The organism is Paenibacillus agri, from assembly GCF_013359945.1.
GTDB lineage: Bacteria > Bacillota > Bacilli > Paenibacillales > Paenibacillaceae > Paenibacillus_AQ > Paenibacillus_AQ agri.
The window spans coordinates 1-15,169 of the sequence record NZ_JABWCS010000178.1 but is presented as its reverse complement, the minus strand read 5'-3'; the positions used below and the strand labels follow the sequence as shown (position 1 = coordinate 15,169).

Sequence of the window (15,169 nt, the reverse complement as noted above, 5' to 3'; positions counted from 1 at the left end):
GCCGTTATGAGCTGGTTAAAGATTGAACAGGTCGCGCAGGAGACTGGGCTAACCAAACGAACCATCCGCTATTACGAAGAGATGGGGCTACTGGCATCACCACAGCGGAGCGAAAAGGGTACGCGGCTATATACCGAGGAGGATATTGAGAGCCTCCGCAGGATTATGGATGCGAAGGAGGTTCTGGGCATCTCACTGGTGGATTTACAGCAGTTTGTGGCCTTTCATGATTTGCTGGAAAGCTATCGCAATAATTACAAAGGGAGAGCCGAAGTACCGGGCCGGAAGGAAAAGCTAATTGAACTAGAGCAAAAGCTGGGTGAACAGTTGGAAGCTCTAGACCGGAAGCTGGAAAAGATGACTTCATTCCGAGCAGAGCTGGAGGATATGAGGCAGCGATCCAGGGATGTTCTGGGACAACTGGAGTCACAGGAGAGTTAAGTCATACTAAGCTGGAAAAGATGACTTCATTCCAAGCAGAGCTGGAGGATATGAGGCAGCGATCCAGGGATGTTTTGGAGCAATGGAAGGGGTCTATGGATAATCATCAGAGTCTGGACAGCTTGAGATCTACATTTGGAGGGAAAGAAAATGGGAATAAATTCGGAAGGTTTGCAGCACAATGCCGGAAGATTGACTCAGCCACGGGCGGTTTGGGCCGTGGCTTTTGCTTGCGTAATTTCTTTTATGGGACTTGGGTTGGTGGACCCGATTTTGCCAGCCATCGGAAAGCAGTTGCATGCTACGCCGAGTCAGGTATCACTGCTCTTCTCCAGTTATAATCTGGTGACAGGCATCGCGATGTTGGTTACAGGTTTCATTTCCAGCCGGATCGGGATGAAATGGACGATGATGACGGGGACGGCATTGATTGTACTGTTCGCCCTGCTGGGCGGAATGTCAGGCAGCATTGGACAGCTTGTTGGCTTCAGAGCAGGCTGGGGTCTCGGCAATGCATTATTCATTGCCACGGCGCTTTCGGCCATTGTAGGTCTGTCGGTGCGCGGCTCGGCCAAGGCGGTTATTTTATATGAAGCGGCCTTGGGGCTGGGAATTTCGGTCGGACCGCTGCTGGGCGGTGAGTTGGGTTCGATTTCGTGGCGCGGGCCGTTCTTCGGCGTAGGCGCACTGATGGCAATTGCTTTTATATCCATAGGGCTATTGATGCCGAAGGTTCCAAAACAGAAAAGCCGGGCTTCCCTGGCTGATCCTTTTAAGGCGCTTAGACATCCGGGCTTGCTGGTGCTGGCGATTACCGCGTTCTTATACAACTTCGGGTTCTTCACACTAATGGCGTATACACCGTTTGTAATGAATCTGGATGAGCATGGTCTGGGTTATGTGTTCTTCGGCTGGGGCCTGCTATTGGCATTCACTTCTGTCTTTGTGGCCCCGCGTCTGCAAAAAAGGTTCGGGTCGATCCGCTCCATGTCTGCCGCGCTGCTGCTCTTTGCCCTTACGCTGCTGGTCATGGGGATCTGGACCTCTTCACAAATTACGATGATTCTGGCAGTAATCATTGCCGGAGCTTTCCTCGGAACTAATAACACGCTTATAACAACCGCTGTTATGGAGGCGGCACCTGTAGAGCGGTCCACAGCATCGGCTGCGTACAGTTTCGTGCGTTTCATCGGCGGTGCCTTGGCACCTTGGCTGGCCGGCAAGCTGGCGGAATGGTACAACCCGCATGTTCCTTTTTACATTGGGGCATTATTCGTTGTAATAGCGGTAGCCATCGTCATATTCGGACGTAAGTATCTAACACATGTGGATACGGCATCTGCCGGACACTGAGAGATTATCTGTCGATATAGAGAGAAAGGGACCTGGAGCTCACATGAGCCGGGTAGTTGGAACATTCTTAGCAGCACCGACTTGACTTACTGTAAAATCCGAAGGGTATTAAGAGCTTTGCCCCATCATCTTCCAAACCTGAGAGGGATGTGTTTTACTTAAAGGGCCGAAGACGAACCCTGTGAAACACTAAGCCTTCGGACTATGAAGGATGGAGCAGGTGATGGTATGTCCGATCTGCGGCAGGCAGATCAACTCCCATCGGCAGGTACCTCACAGCGAGGTCGGAACAGCCGATTTTTCTTTTTGATCATTGTTTATTTCTATTGGTTTTCTTCTTATATTTATGTTCCAGTGCTTTCACCTTATGTGGAGCATTTGGGTGCTTCTTACATGATGGTTGGTATGGTGCTTGGTGTGTACGGGCTGATGCAGATTTTGTTCCGTCTGCCAATGGGCATCGGTTCGGATTATATGAATCGCAGGCGACCGTTTATTTATTTGGGACTTATTGCAACGGCCGCAAGTTGTTTTCTATTCATGTGGGGTGCAGCGCCTGGATGGGCACTTGCGGCACGAGCCGTGTCCGGCATTTCGGCGTCGGCATGGGTGGTGTACACGGTGATGTTCACGGGATATTTTTCTAAGGACGAAGCTGGAAAGGCGATGGGCATGCTGCAGTTTACTACAGTGATTGCCCAACTAACCAGTATGATGATAAGCGGCTATATTGTCGATCACTGGGGCTGGGGTGCACCGTTCCTGATCGGCGGTATTGTAGCTATCTTGGCCCTGCTCTTGGCCCTACGTTTGCCGGAGCAAAGGCTGGAGCGAAGCGAGGGCGCTATGCAGGTCAAGGATTTGGCGCTTGTCATCAAGGAACCGCTGCTGGTTAGGGTGTCGCTGTTATCGGCCTTGGCCCACTGTGTGCTGTTCATTACGATGTTTGGTTATACGCCAAATCAGGCGCTGAGCATCGGGGCAAGTAAAGAAAGTCTGGGCTGGCTGACACTGGCCTTCATGGTCCCGCATGCGTTAGCCACTCTCTATGGTTCTCGTATGTTCGGAAAGCTACTGGGTGACCGTGGGACATTGCTACTGGGTTTTGTCGGAACGGCATTGTGTACTCTATCCATCCCATTCATGCCGACGCTTGCCGCACTATGCATCACTCAAGTGGGCAACGGGTTTATGCAGGGACTCATTTTCCCGCTGCTGCTAGGTAAGTCGGTCTCGGGCGTTGATCCGTCTAAACGGGCTACGGCTATGGGTTTTTACCAGGCGGTGTATGCTGCAGGGATGTCTGCCGGACCATTCGTAGCTGGCTGGATGAGCTCGGCGTATGGCCTTGAGGGTGGCTTTTGGCTAGGAGGGATTGCGGCTACGTTGGCGGCAGTGCTGTCCTTGGTTTGGATCGAGGGGAAAGTGCCCGCGAAAAAGGCTTTGCGCTGAGAGATGGCTGGCAGAATGTTAGAACGTAAGAGCTGAATGCAGAGTAGAGGAACAGGGACGTAAGTATACCAGAATGTTCGGAACTCCAGAACTCCAGAACGATAGAAGCATGAGAACTCAGAATGCTAGAACATGGAATGGTCGAAATATGAGAACTCGGAATGCTAGAACATCGTAACGGCCGAAACATGAGTACGCGGAAAGCCGGAAAATCGGAACAGTCGAAATATGAGAACACGGAAGGCCGGAACATCGAGAAGGTCCAGAATGTAAGAACTCGAAATGCTAGAACAACGGAACGGTCGAAACATGAGGACACGGAAACCCGGGACATCGGAATGGTCAGAAGATGAGATCTCCGAAAGTCTAGAGCACAGAAACGGTCGAAACTTGAGGACATGGAAACCCGGGACACCGGAATGTCAGAACGCTGGTGCGGATTATTGGTTTTTTGTGAAAAGGGTAATATAATAAGAAGTAGATAGGTTGCAAGGAGGAGGGGCCGGAAAGAATGGTCAAATTGGTCATGGTGTGGTTTGTGGTGATTAATGTTATCGGGTACGTGGTCATGTCCGAGGACAAGAACAAAGCCCGTAAAAGACGGGATCGGGTGCCGGAAAAGACCCTGTTTCTGTTAGCGGCCATGGGCGGAGCGCTAGGTGTGCTGATCGCAATGTACCGCAAGCGCCACAAGACGCGACATCTGTCCTTCAGGATCGGAATTCCGCTGCTGCTGCTTCTGAATGCCTTGCTCTACAGCTATTTTCTAAGATGATGGCATTATGAATCTCATGATTGCTATACAAAACAGAAAAAGAGGTGGCGTACATGTTATTCTCTAAAATTTTGCTCGCCTATGACGGTTCTAAGGCTTCCAATCAAGCATTGGAGCGCGCAATTGAACTGGCTAAGGTCACACCAGGTTCATCCCTGCATGTCGTACACGCATTTGATTTCCCGCGTTTTTTCATCGGGGAAGCTCTCGCGCCTCTGCCGGCTTCGGTGAATAAGGAATATTATGATCTCGCAGTGAAGACGACGGAAGAAGTGAAGGGACGTCTTGAGGCGGAAGGGCTGAATGCCCATGTAGAGCTGCTGCAGGGTTCACCTGCGGAGGTCATTTTGAATTATGCCAAGGAGAATGGTGCGGATGTTATTGTCATCGGTAGTCGTGGACTTGGTGGGATACGTGAATTTGTTCTAGGAAGTGTCAGCCATAATGTCGTGCAGAGTGCACGTATTCCAGTGCTGGTTGTCAAATAAATAGATTGCAGGGGAGGCCGCTGACGGCTTTCCCCTTTTTTGCGTACAGGCCTGTTCAGACCGTTATGGGCTTACAAAGTTGAAGGTGGAGACTATCCATTCCTGTTAGCCTTTGTAAGAAAATAAATCTGTTTTGCAGAACAATAGCCCTTTATTACGAAAGGAAAGATACTCAAAAGCGAACGTTTCAACTTTTGTATTTTACAATGTTCGTGTTTAAGTTGACATGATGTGTAGGGCGTTGTTAAACTAAAGCTATGAACAGCTCGTATAAAGCCGGGGATATGGCCCGGAAGTTTCTACCCGGGAACCGTAAATTGCCGGACTACGAGGAGATGTGATGAAGGATAGCCGCAGCAGCACCGGGTCTGTGTAACATTCCGATGTTGTATGTGCTTTTCCCGCACCGGATGAAGCGTCATTCAGGGACAGCGGGACCCGCCCTCATGTATTTCCTTGGCAGTCCGATCCTCCCGCAGCAAAATGCGTCTGGAAATCGGGCTTTTTTTTTCGGAATTATGGAAAACTAATGTGTATCCATCTTATTGTTACGGAAGGCAGGGTCAAATCATGTCTGTGCAAGTCGGTGTCATTATGGGCAGTACATCGGATTGGGAAACGATGGAGCACGCCTGTGCAGTGCTTGACGAACTGGAAATATCCTATGAGAAAAAGGTAGTGTCCGCGCATCGTACGCCGGACCTGATGTTCCAATATGCAGAGGAAGCGGTAGGGCGTGGCCTCCGCGTCATTATTGCAGGCGCAGGCGGAGCAGCGCATCTGCCAGGGATGGTGGCAGCGAAAACGATACTGCCAGTCATTGGTGTGCCCGTGCAATCCAAGGCGCTGAACGGCTTGGATTCGCTGCTCTCGATCGTGCAGATGCCAGGCGGGATTCCGGTGGCGACAGTAGCGATCGGCCGTGCCGGAGCCGTGAATGCGGGCCTTCTGGCCGCGCAAATCATCGGCGCGTTCGATCCTGTGGTACAGGATCGAGTGCAGCTGCGGCGGGATGCCATTACCGCCGAAGTGCTGGAAAGCAGCGACAGCTTATGAGGCCGGAGGCACAGAAGCTGCCCGCTGCAGATGTGGCGGGTGGCGCGGGTTACGGCGGCGCCGCCCGCGGGCCGCTGGGTGCTACAGCGGCCGGTGGTTCTGGTTCGGTAGCGGCCGGCGGAACGAACGGTGTAACGGAGACGTCTGGGGCGGCAGCGGCCGGTGGGGCTGGAACGGGGGCGTCCGGAGCAGTAGCGCCCCGGACCCTGCTGCCAGGCGCGACCATCGGCGTGCTCGGCGGCGGCCAGCTTGGCCGCATGCTGGCGCTGGCCGGCAGCGCCATGGGCTACCGCTTCGTGGCGCTGGACCCTGCGCCGGATGCGCCCTGCGGGCAGGTGACGCCGCAGATTGCAGCGGCTTACAACGATCAGGACGCGGCGCGTGAGCTGGCGCGCCGCTCCGATGTCATCACGTACGAGTTCGAGAACGTCGACGCAGGCGTAGCCGCGCTGCTGGCGGAGGAATCGTACGTGCCACAGGGCAGTGCGCTGCTGTATACGACACAGCACCGCCTGCGTGAAAAAGCTGCGATCGAGGCTGCCGGCGTGCCGGTCGCCCCGTACCGCAAGGTGGGCAGCCTGGCCGAGCTTGAGGCCGCCGCTGCCGAGCTCGGTCTGCCCTGTGTGCTGAAGACAGCCACAGGGGGCTATGACGGCAAGGGACAAGCCGTCATCCGCGAGGCTACCGAGCTCGAAGCGGCGTTCCGGCAGGTAGCGCCGGGAGCCGCAGTGGCTGGGACGCCCGCCGGTGAAGCGGGCGCATCAACCGCAGCAGCCGTACCGGAGCTGGTGCTGGAGAAATTCGTTGCTTTTCAATGCGAAATCTCCGTCGTTGCCGCCCGTAGCGCGTCTGGCGAGGTGAAGAGCTTCCCGCCTGCGGAGAATATTCACGTGAACAACATCCTGCATCTCTCTATTGTGCCTGCAAGGGTGCCGGAAGAGATTCAGCGCAGAGCCTGCGAGCTGGCGGAGAGACTGATCACCGGATTGAACGCTGTCGGCCTGCTGGCTGTAGAAATGTTCGTTACGGAGGATGGTGAGCTGTTCGTCAATGAGCTGGCACCAAGACCGCACAATTCCGGGCATTATACTATGGACGCCTGTGCGACTTCGCAGTTCGAGCAGCATGTACGGGCGATCACCAATCTGCCGCTGGGAGACACGACGCTGCTGACCCCGGTAGTCATGGTCAATGTGCTCGGGCAGCACTTAGAAGGTGCAGTAAATACGGTCAGCGCTTATGATGAAATAGCCAATAAGCTGGGGGTTATCCCCAAGCTTCATATATATGGCAAGACAGAGAGCAAAAATGGTCGTAAAATGGGCCATATCAACCTGCTTTGCAAGGACACCGAAGACGGGCTGTCCTGGGTAGAGCAATCTAACCTTTGGAGGAACTGAAAAGATATGATCGAACGTTACAGCAGACCGGAAATGCGGGCCATTTGGACCGAAGAGAATAAATTTGCCGCATGGCTGGAAGTAGAATTGTGCGCGTGTGAAGCATGGGCTGAACTTGGCGTAATCCCGCATGAAGATGCGGCTAAGCTACGTAAGGATGCCAAATTCGATATCGACCGCATTAATGAGATTGAGCTGGAAACCCGCCATGATGTGATCGCTTTTACCCGTGCCGTATCCGAGAGCCTTGGTGCGGAGCGTAAATGGGTGCATTACGGCCTGACTTCTACGGATGTTGTTGACACCGCGCTGGGATATCTGTTGCGCCAAGCGAACGAGATTTTGGAGAAGGACATTATTAACTTTATTGAGATTCTGAAAGACAAGGCGATTGCCTATAAAGATACCCCGATGATGGGCCGTACACATGGTGTTCATGCCGAGCCGACTACTTTTGGTCTCAAAATGGCACTTTGGTACGAGGAAATGAAACGGAACCTGGAGCGTTTCCGCCGCGCAGCTGACGGTGTGCAGTTCGGTAAAATCTCCGGCGCTGTTGGCACGTATGCCAACATCGACCCGTTTGTAGAAGAGTTCGTCTGTCGCAAGCTGGGCACTAGCCCGGCGCCAATCTCGACACAGACCCTGCAACGCGATCGTCATGCTGAGTACATGGCTGCACTGGCACTGGTTGCCACTTCACTGGACAAATTCGCTACTGAAATCCGCGCTTTGCAAAAGAGCGAAATCCGCGAGGTGGAAGAAGCTTTTGCCAAGGGACAAAAAGGCTCGTCTGCTATGCCGCACAAACGCAACCCCATCGGCTGCGAAAATATCTCCGGCCTGTCACGCGTGATCCGCGGCCATATGGTCACTGCTTACGAAAACGTGCCGCTCTGGCATGAGCGTGATATCTCCCACTCTTCTGTAGAGCGGATCATCCTGCCGGATGCGACCATGCTGCTGAACTACATGCTGAACCGTTTCGGGAACATCGTGAAGAACCTGACCGTCTTCCCGGAAAACATGAAGCGCAACATGAACCGCACCTTCGGCGTACCGTTCTCCGGCCGCATTCTGACGAAGCTGATCGACAAAGGCCTCAGCCGCGAGCAGGCGTACGACACCGTACAACCACGCGCGATGCAGGCTTGGGAAGAGCAGACACAATTCCGCGACATCGTGGAAGCTACGCCTGAGATCACAAATGTGCTCAGCCCGGAAGAAATTGAAGATGCCTTCAACCCTTCGTGGCACCTGAAGCATGTGGATACCATTTTCCGCAAGCTGGAGCTTATTTAATTAAATAGAAGTTATAAGGCTTGAATTGCTAAGTAGCGGTAAGGCGGACGCAGTGCGTAAGGTTTTTTCTACGAGTAGCGGTTGAGATGACGTAGGACTTCATGGTTGGCTTGCTCAGTAGCAGTGGAGCGGGTGCATTGCTGTAAGGTTTTAACTACCGAGTAGTAGTGCGCTGAACGTAGGCCTGCCTGGTTTTGACTACCGAGTAGTAGTGTGATGAGCGTAGGCCTGCCTGGTTTTGACTACCGAGTAGTAGTGTGATGAGCGTAGGCCTGCCTGATTTTAACTACCGAGTAGTGTGATGAACGTAGGCCTGCCTGGTTTTGACTACTGAGTAGTGTGATGAACGTAGGCCTGCCTGGTTTTACCTACCGAGTAGCAGACTGATGCACATTGCTGCATGGTTTTGCCCACCGAATAGTAGTAGAACAAACTCAGGGCTTGTTAAGGCTGTTAGCATTAGCTCGATTTGCAATTAACGGCAATATTGTACCTTATATCTCCTGTTTAGGGCTCAAAAAGGAATATAAGAGCATTTTTGTACCTTATTTTTAAGGATAAGCCCTCCAAGAGTGGAATTTGGAAGATTTAAGGTACAAAAATGCCTTTAATCTGAAATTCTCCCCTGGTTGCTGCAAATTAAGGTACAGAAATGCCGTTATTTATGCGTCGAACCTGCTTTGTTTGCCGACACGCTGGCACTAATCACGCTGAAGTCCAAACTACAATTCGAATTGAAGCCCAATTTTCTTCGCAGTGAAATGCCGAAATGCCGTATATGCCGCTTACAAGAAGCAACGTAGCAGGAGATACTCTTTTTGCAAAGTTACTCTTTTCTCAAAATTACAGGTTTCGCAAAATTACAGGTTTCGCAAAGTTATAGGATCATTCGTTCAAGGGAGGAAAGGTCATGACATCACCGGCCATATCCACAGCCGTGGAACTCATTGATGCGCCGCTGCTCTATAAAGGGAAGGTTCGTGAGCTGTACGATTTAGGGGAAAACGTATTGATCGTCGTCACGGATCGTATCTCTGCGTTCGACTATGTGCTGGATCCGGCAGTGCCGGAGAAAGGCAATGTGCTTAACCGGCTGAGTGCTTTCTGGTTCGGCCAGACGAAGAGCTTGATCGAGAACCACGTGGTGCATATTGATGTGGACCAGCTTGGCGGTATCGTCAAGGATCGGGAAGCTTTGCGCAACCGTGTTATGGTGGCCCGCAAGGCGGAACGTATCGACATCGAATGCGTGGTTCGGGGCTGCATCACCGGCGGTGGCTGGAGACAGTACCAGGAGACCGGCAAGGTCAATGGTATTGAGCTTCCCGCAGGCCTGCGCAAGAATGCGCTGCTGGCGGAGCCGATTTTTACCCCGGCAGCTAAAAATGATGTCGGCCACGACGAGGACATTCCCTTCGAGAAGATGCAGGAACTGATCGGAGCGGAGCTGGCGCTTGAGCTGAAGGAGAAGAGCCTGAAGCTGTTCGCTTTTGCCAGAGAATATTGCGCCGAGCGGGGCATCATTCTCGCGGATTGCAAATTTGAGTTCGGTCTGCTGGATGGCAAGGTGATTCTGATCGACGAGATTTTTACACCGGATGCTTCACGCTTCTGGGCTAAGGACAATTACCAGCTTGATATTGAGATTGACAGTATGGATAAGGAGCCGGTACGTTCGTACCTTGCATCCTCTTCCTGGGACAAGAATAGCACGCCTGACCCGCTTCCAAGTGAAGTGGTAGAGGAAACCACCCGTCGTTATCTGGATATTTATCATCGTCTTACCGGCAAGTCTCTATAGATGCTCTACGGTATGCCCACAAACTTTTAGGAGGAACTACAAGCGTATGTTAAAAGCAACGGTCTATGTCACCATTAAGAAAAGTGTGCTCGATCCCCAAGGGGTAGCAGTTCAGGGTGCGCTGCACTCAGTTGGCTTTCAAGAAGTAGAAAGTTTGCGTATCGGTAAATATATGGAGCTGACTTTGGATACAAATGACCGCGCTGAAGCGGAAGTACGCCTTAAAGATATGTGTGAAAAGCTGCTTGCCAACACGGTGATCGAGGATTACCGCTACGAATTGGAGGACTAAAAGTCATGAAATTTGCGGTACTTGTCTTTCCGGGCTCCAATTGTGATATTGACTGCTATAAAGCGGTAGAAGAAAGCCTCGGTGAACCGGTTGATTATGTGTGGCATACGGCGACAGACCTGTCGGCCTATGATTGCATTCTCGTTCCAGGCGGCTTCTCTTATGGAGATTATCTGCGCTGCGGCGCCATTTCCAGATTTGCTCCTGTAATGGCTGAAGTGGCTAAAGCTGCTGAGCAAGGCAAATTCGTACTGGGTATCTGCAATGGGTTCCAGATTCTTACCGAAGCTGGGCTATTGCCGGGCGCACTGCGCCGCAACGAGTCGATGAAGTTCCGCTGTCATGATACGGTGCTTAAGGTGGTTAACAATGGGACACCATTCACCGTGGATTACGCCGAAGGCGAAGAGATCGTTGTTCCAATCGCACACGGCGAAGGCAACTATTACTGTGATGAAGAGACACTTGAGCAATTGAAAGCAAATGGTCAGATCGTATTCACATACAGCGACAATCCTAACGGTTCCGTGGCTGACATTGCAGGAGTTAGCAATATAGCAGGCAACGTAGTTGGCATGATGCCTCACCCTGAACGTGCAGTCAACAGCCTGCTGGGCTCGGAAGACGGTAAACGGATGTTCACATCAATCTTGAAGACCTGGAGGGATCGTCATGGCGCAGCAAGTATCCGCTAAGGAACCGACCGCAGAACAGATCAAAGAGCAGAAAATTTACAGTCAATTCGGCGTGTCGGACAGCGAGTATGAGCTGATTACGTCCTTCATGGGCCGTTTGCCGAACTACACGGAAATCGGTGTATTCAGCGTAATGTGGTCCGAGCACTGTGCGTACAAGAACTCCAAACCGCTGCTCCGCCGTTTTCCGGTGACTGGACCGCGTGTCCTGATGGGACCGGGCGAAGGCGCGGGTATCGTAGATATCGGTGACAATCAGGCTGTTGTTTTCAAAATCGAAAGCCACAACCACCCTTCCGCGGTAGAACCTTACCAAGGTGCGGCAACGGGTGTGGGTGGTATCATTCGTGATATTTTCTCCATGGGTGCAAGACCAGTGGCGCTGATGAACTCCCTTCGTTTCGGTAAGCTTGAAAGCGACCGGGTAAAATATTTGTTCGAGCATGTAGTATCCGGAATTGCAGGCTATGGTAACTGTATCGGCATTCCGACTGTCGGCGGCGAAATTATGTTCGACGATAGCTATGATGGTAACCCGCTCGTTAATGCGATGTGTGTGGGCTTGATCGATCATGATAAAATCCAGCGCGGTGTCGCTAAAGGTGTGGGCAACCCTGTCTTTTATGTAGGGCCTCCTACAGGCCGGGACGGCATTCACGGGGCAACCTTTGCTTCCGTCGAACTGAGTGAGGAATCGGAAGCTAAACGTACAGCTGTACAAGTAGGCGATCCATTCATGGAAAAGCTGGTTATGGAGTCCTGTCTGGAACTGATCGACAGCGGTATCGTACTCGGTATTCAAGATATGGGCGCAGCCGGTCTGACCTGCTCCAGTGCGGAAATGGCGAGCAAAGCGGGCAACGGTCTGGAGCTGTATTTGGATCAAGTGCCGCAGCGTGAGGAAGGCATGACCCCTTATGAAATGATGCTGTCGGAATCCCAGGAGCGGATGCTGTTCGTAGTTGAGCCTAAGGATGAGGCGCAGGCCCAGGAGATTTTTGACCGTTGGGGCGTAATCTGCCGCAAAGTAGGTAAGGTTACAGATGACGGACGTCTGAAGCTGTTCCATCACGGTGAAGTAGTTGGCGATATGCCGGTAACGGCGTTGGTCGATGAGTGTCCTGTGTATGACAAGCCATCTACTGTACCTGCTTATTATGAAGAAAATGCAGCGGTAGATACACTGCGTTATGAAGAAGTGACTGATCTGGGCGGCGCACTCCGCAGCATTCTTGGATCACCAACCGTAGCAAGTAAAGCATGGGTGTATAACCAATACGACTACATGGTACGGACTAGCACTGCGGTTCGTCCTGGTTCGGATGCGGCAGTAGTAACGATTCAAGGAACACGTAAAGGTCTGGCGATGACAACGGACTGTAACGGCCGTTATGTCTATCTTGATCCTGAAGTAGGCGGACGGATTGCCGTCAGCGAAGCAGCACGTAACATTGTCTGCTCCGGGGCGGAGCCGCTGGCGATTACAGACAATTTGAACTTCGGCAGCCCGGAGAAACCGGATATTTTCTGGCAGATGGAACGTGCTGTTGACGGTATGGCGGAAGCTTGCCGTGTGCTGGATACACCGGTTATTGGCGGAAACGTCAGCTTGTACAACGAAAATGCTTCCGGTGCGATCTATCCGACACCAGTTGTTGGTATGGTGGGTCTGATCGCCGATACTGACCATATTACGACCCAAGCGTTCAAGCAGGAAGGCGATGCGATCTTGTTGCTAGGTACGACCAAAGCAGAGCTTGGCGGCAGTGAGTTCCAGTATGCGGTGCACGGTGTAACTGAAGGCCGTCCGCCGGAGCTGGATCTTGCGGTTGAACGGAAGCTGCTTGATGTCGTACTTGGCGCTATTCGCGGCGGGTTGGTACGTTCAGCGCACGACTTGTCCGAAGGTGGCCTGGCTGCGGCGCTGGCTGAGAGCTGTATCAGCGGTGGCATCGGTGCTAACGTGAACCTGTCAGCGAATGGGCTTCGCCGTGATGTGGCGTTGTTCAGCGAGAGCCAATCGCGGATTATTTTGACAGCAGCACCGGATCGGGCTGAAGAGCTGAAAGCTGCGATTGCTGCAGCTGGAGTTCCTGTAGAAGTCATCGGAACCGTTGGCGGAGACAGATTGCGTGTGAACTTGGACGACGTAGCCGCGCTTGATGAGCCGGTACCTGCGCTGAAGTCCGTTTGGGAGGATGCCATTCCATGTCTTATGAAATAAAGACCGGGAAAGAGCAGACGGAGCCTATTCTGTGGACCGGCGACTTTTACAATGAAGGAACGGGCTCGGGAGATATTTTTGATACGTTAAAAGAAGAATGCGGCGTTTTCGGGGTCTTCGGACACCCGGAAGCTGCATCTATGTCCTATTACGGTCTGCATGCCTTGCAGCACCGTGGGGAAGAGAGTGCGGGCATTTGCGTGGCAGACGGACGCGATTTTAACTATCACCGCGGCATGGGATTGGTTAAAGAAGTATTCGACAAAGACAGAATTGCCTCGCTGGTCGGCGACATGTCCATTGGGCATGTCCGTTATTCCACCAGTGGTGACAGCCGATTGACCAACGCGCAGCCGCTTGTATTCAAGTACCGTGACGGCGATCTGGCGATTGCCACGAACGGTAACATTGTTAACGAGCCGCTGATCCGGCGTCAGCTGGAGCAAAGCGGTTCGATCTTCCAGACCACAAGCGATACAGAAGTGCTAGCACATCTGATTGCGCGTTCACCGAAGGATTTTGTCGAAGCGGCTAAGGATGCCTTGGAGCAACTTGTCGGCGGGTTTGCTTTTCTGCTGATGACTAATGACAAGCTCTTGGTGGCTTCCGATTCGCACGGTTTGCGTCCGCTGGTCATGGGACGTGTCGGCGAAGCTTATGTATTCGCCTCGGAGTCCTGCGCTCTGGAGACCATTGGTGCAGAGTTCGTACGTGATATCGAGCCGGGAGAGCTGCTCGTGCTTGATAAAGACGGTCTTCGGGAAGACCGCTTCACAGAACCGAAGCGCAAGGCACTGTGCGCGATGGAGTACATTTACTTCGCGCGTCCCGACAGCGATCTGAACGGCTCGAACCTGCACGCTGCACGCAAGCGGATGGGCAGCCGGATGGCATTGGAAGCTTTTGTCGATGCGGATATCGTAACTGGCGTGCCGGATTCCAGTATCTCTGCGGCTATTGGCTATGCTGAACAGACGGGCATTCCGTATGAGCTTGGGCTGATCAAGAACAAGTACACGGGCCGGACTTTCATCCAGCCTAGCCAAGAACTGCGTGAGCAAGGCGTTAAGATGAAGCTGAGCGCCGTGCGCCGTGTCGTGGAAGGCCAGCGTGTCGTTATGATTGACGACTCTATCGTACGCGGCACGACCTCGCGCCGTATCGTCAATCTGCTGCGCGAAGCAGGAGCAGTGGAGGTACACGTGCGGATCACGTCGCCGCCGTTCAAAAACCCGTGCTTCTACGGCATTGATACGCCGGACCGCCGGGAACTCATCGCCTCCTATAAGACGATTGAGGAAATGTGTGAAGAGATTAACGCGGATTCCCTCGCGTTCCTCACACCAGAAGGGCTGATCAGCTCAATCGGCGGCTATAACAGTAATGACTATAAAGGCGGGCTATGCCTGTCCTGTTTTGATAATGATTACCCGACGCAGGTGGATTTCGGCGGGGCGGAGAAGGATGGCTGCTCCTGCTAAGGTTGTCCATCCCCCTAAATCCCCCTTGCTAAGGGGGACCCCGGAGGGCGCTGCCCTCCGGCCACCCGAAAGCTTGGTGGTAGGTGTTTGGTTTTAACTTGCTAAGGGTACTGGGGTGCGGGTGCCCGCATTGTCCCTGTTTGCCTCCGGCAAAGGCGGGACAAGCTCTACGGCGTTCCGCCCCCTGGCGGCATGCTGCACGCCGGGGGATGGTTGGCGGCTTGGCTTCGCTCCAAGCGCCTGGGGCTCGAAAAGCTAATCCCTGTTTGCTACGCAAATGCGGCCTGCGCTTTTCTCGCCCGTGCTTGGCAGGCGCTTGGCTTCGCATCAAGGGCGTGGGCTCGAAAAGCTAATTCCTGTTTGCTACGCAAATGCGGTGTGTGCTTTTCTCGCCCGTGCTTGGCAGGCG

General features: G+C 53.0%; 13 protein-coding genes and 1 riboswitch. All 13 genes read left to right on the top strand.

Going from position 1 to position 15,169, the window contains the following annotated elements; genetic code table 11:
- Positions 1-6: 6 nt before the first annotated feature.
- Entirely contained in the window at positions 7-441 is a 435-nt protein-coding gene (locus tag HPT30_RS01770) for a MerR family transcriptional regulator (RefSeq protein ID WP_175369816.1), read from the top strand.
- 150 nt (positions 442-591) lie between these two features.
- Positions 592-1,794 (top strand): MFS transporter, encoded by a 1,203-nt coding sequence (locus HPT30_RS01765; RefSeq protein ID WP_175369815.1) that lies wholly within the window; start codon positions 592-594, stop codon positions 1,792-1,794.
- A gap of 228 nt (positions 1,795-2,022) precedes the next feature.
- Positions 2,023-3,246: an MFS transporter gene (locus HPT30_RS01760; RefSeq protein WP_175369814.1), complete on the top strand. Its 1,224-nt coding sequence runs from the start codon at positions 2,023-2,025 to the stop codon at positions 3,244-3,246.
- A 511-nt stretch (positions 3,247-3,757) separates the two neighbouring features.
- Positions 3,758-4,021 (top strand): DUF1294 domain-containing protein, encoded by a 264-nt coding sequence (locus HPT30_RS01755; protein WP_066379397.1) that lies wholly within the window; start codon positions 3,758-3,760, stop codon positions 4,019-4,021.
- A gap of 53 nt (positions 4,022-4,074) precedes the next feature.
- Positions 4,075-4,509 carry a universal stress protein gene (locus HPT30_RS01750; protein ID WP_175369813.1) on the top strand — a complete coding sequence of 145 codons (435 nt, stop codon included), beginning with the start codon at positions 4,075-4,077 and terminating at the stop codon, positions 4,507-4,509.
- Between the two features lie 246 nt (positions 4,510-4,755).
- Positions 4,756-4,857: riboswitch (purine riboswitch) on the top strand.
- 222 nt (positions 4,858-5,079) lie between these two features.
- Positions 5,080-5,565, top strand: a complete 486-nt coding sequence (gene purE / locus HPT30_RS01745) for a 5-(carboxyamino)imidazole ribonucleotide mutase (RefSeq protein WP_175369812.1) — start codon at positions 5,080-5,082, stop codon at positions 5,563-5,565.
- Positions 5,562-6,965, top strand: coding sequence for a 5-(carboxyamino)imidazole ribonucleotide synthase (purK, locus tag HPT30_RS01740; RefSeq protein ID WP_376766981.1), 1,404 nt, complete (start codon positions 5,562-5,564; stop codon positions 6,963-6,965). The genes purE and purK overlap by 4 nt, the downstream gene beginning before the upstream one ends.
- A gap of 6 nt (positions 6,966-6,971) precedes the next feature.
- The gene (purB, locus tag HPT30_RS01735; RefSeq protein WP_066379404.1) at positions 6,972-8,267 is read left to right on the top strand and encodes an adenylosuccinate lyase; all 1,296 of its coding nucleotides are present in this window, start codon (positions 6,972-6,974) and stop codon (positions 8,265-8,267) included.
- A 910-nt stretch (positions 8,268-9,177) separates the two neighbouring features.
- The gene (locus HPT30_RS01730; protein ID WP_175369811.1) at positions 9,178-10,068 is read left to right on the top strand and encodes a phosphoribosylaminoimidazolesuccinocarboxamide synthase; all 891 of its coding nucleotides are present in this window, start codon (positions 9,178-9,180) and stop codon (positions 10,066-10,068) included.
- A gap of 46 nt (positions 10,069-10,114) precedes the next feature.
- Positions 10,115-10,360: a phosphoribosylformylglycinamidine synthase subunit PurS gene (gene purS, locus HPT30_RS01725; protein WP_066379412.1), complete on the top strand. Its 246-nt coding sequence runs from the start codon at positions 10,115-10,117 to the stop codon at positions 10,358-10,360.
- Positions 10,361-10,365: 5 nt separating this feature from the next.
- Positions 10,366-11,055, top strand: coding sequence for a phosphoribosylformylglycinamidine synthase subunit PurQ (gene purQ, locus HPT30_RS01720; RefSeq protein ID WP_066379415.1), 690 nt, complete (start codon positions 10,366-10,368; stop codon positions 11,053-11,055).
- Complete coding sequence (gene purL / locus HPT30_RS01715; protein ID WP_175369810.1) at positions 11,033-13,279, top strand: phosphoribosylformylglycinamidine synthase subunit PurL; 2,247 nt, start codon at positions 11,033-11,035, stop codon at positions 13,277-13,279. The genes purQ and purL overlap by 23 nt, the downstream gene beginning before the upstream one ends.
- The gene (gene purF / locus HPT30_RS01710; protein ID WP_175369809.1) at positions 13,264-14,760 is read left to right on the top strand and encodes an amidophosphoribosyltransferase; all 1,497 of its coding nucleotides are present in this window, start codon (positions 13,264-13,266) and stop codon (positions 14,758-14,760) included. Before purL ends, purF begins: the two co-directional genes overlap by 16 nt.
- Positions 14,761-15,169: the final 409 nt, after the last annotated feature.

Excerpts from the sequence above, each read along its gene's own strand:
- purE (WP_175369812.1), top strand. The coding sequence starts at position 5,080 with ATGTCTGTGCAAGTCGGTGTCATTATGGGCAGTACATCGGATTGGGAA.
- HPT30_RS01770 (WP_175369816.1), top strand. The coding sequence starts at position 7 with ATGAGCTGGTTAAAGATTGAACAGGTCGCGCAGGAGACTGGGCTAACC.
- HPT30_RS01755 (WP_066379397.1), top strand. The coding sequence starts at position 3,758 with ATGGTCAAATTGGTCATGGTGTGGTTTGTGGTGATTAATGTTATCGGG.
- purK (WP_376766981.1), top strand. The coding sequence starts at position 5,562 with ATGAGGCCGGAGGCACAGAAGCTGCCCGCTGCAGATGTGGCGGGTGGC.
- HPT30_RS01750 (WP_175369813.1), top strand. The coding sequence starts at position 4,075 with ATGTTATTCTCTAAAATTTTGCTCGCCTATGACGGTTCTAAGGCTTCC.
- purB (WP_066379404.1), top strand. The coding sequence starts at position 6,972 with ATGATCGAACGTTACAGCAGACCGGAAATGCGGGCCATTTGGACCGAA.
- purL (WP_175369810.1), top strand. The coding sequence starts at position 11,033 with ATGGCGCAGCAAGTATCCGCTAAGGAACCGACCGCAGAACAGATCAAA.
- HPT30_RS01765 (WP_175369815.1), top strand. The coding sequence starts at position 592 with ATGGGAATAAATTCGGAAGGTTTGCAGCACAATGCCGGAAGATTGACT.
- HPT30_RS01760 (WP_175369814.1), top strand. The coding sequence starts at position 2,023 with ATGTCCGATCTGCGGCAGGCAGATCAACTCCCATCGGCAGGTACCTCA.
- HPT30_RS01730 (WP_175369811.1), top strand. The coding sequence starts at position 9,178 with ATGACATCACCGGCCATATCCACAGCCGTGGAACTCATTGATGCGCCG.
- purQ (WP_066379415.1), top strand. The coding sequence starts at position 10,366 with ATGAAATTTGCGGTACTTGTCTTTCCGGGCTCCAATTGTGATATTGAC.
- purF (WP_175369809.1), top strand. The coding sequence starts at position 13,264 with ATGTCTTATGAAATAAAGACCGGGAAAGAGCAGACGGAGCCTATTCTG.
- purS (WP_066379412.1), top strand. The coding sequence starts at position 10,115 with ATGTTAAAAGCAACGGTCTATGTCACCATTAAGAAAAGTGTGCTCGAT.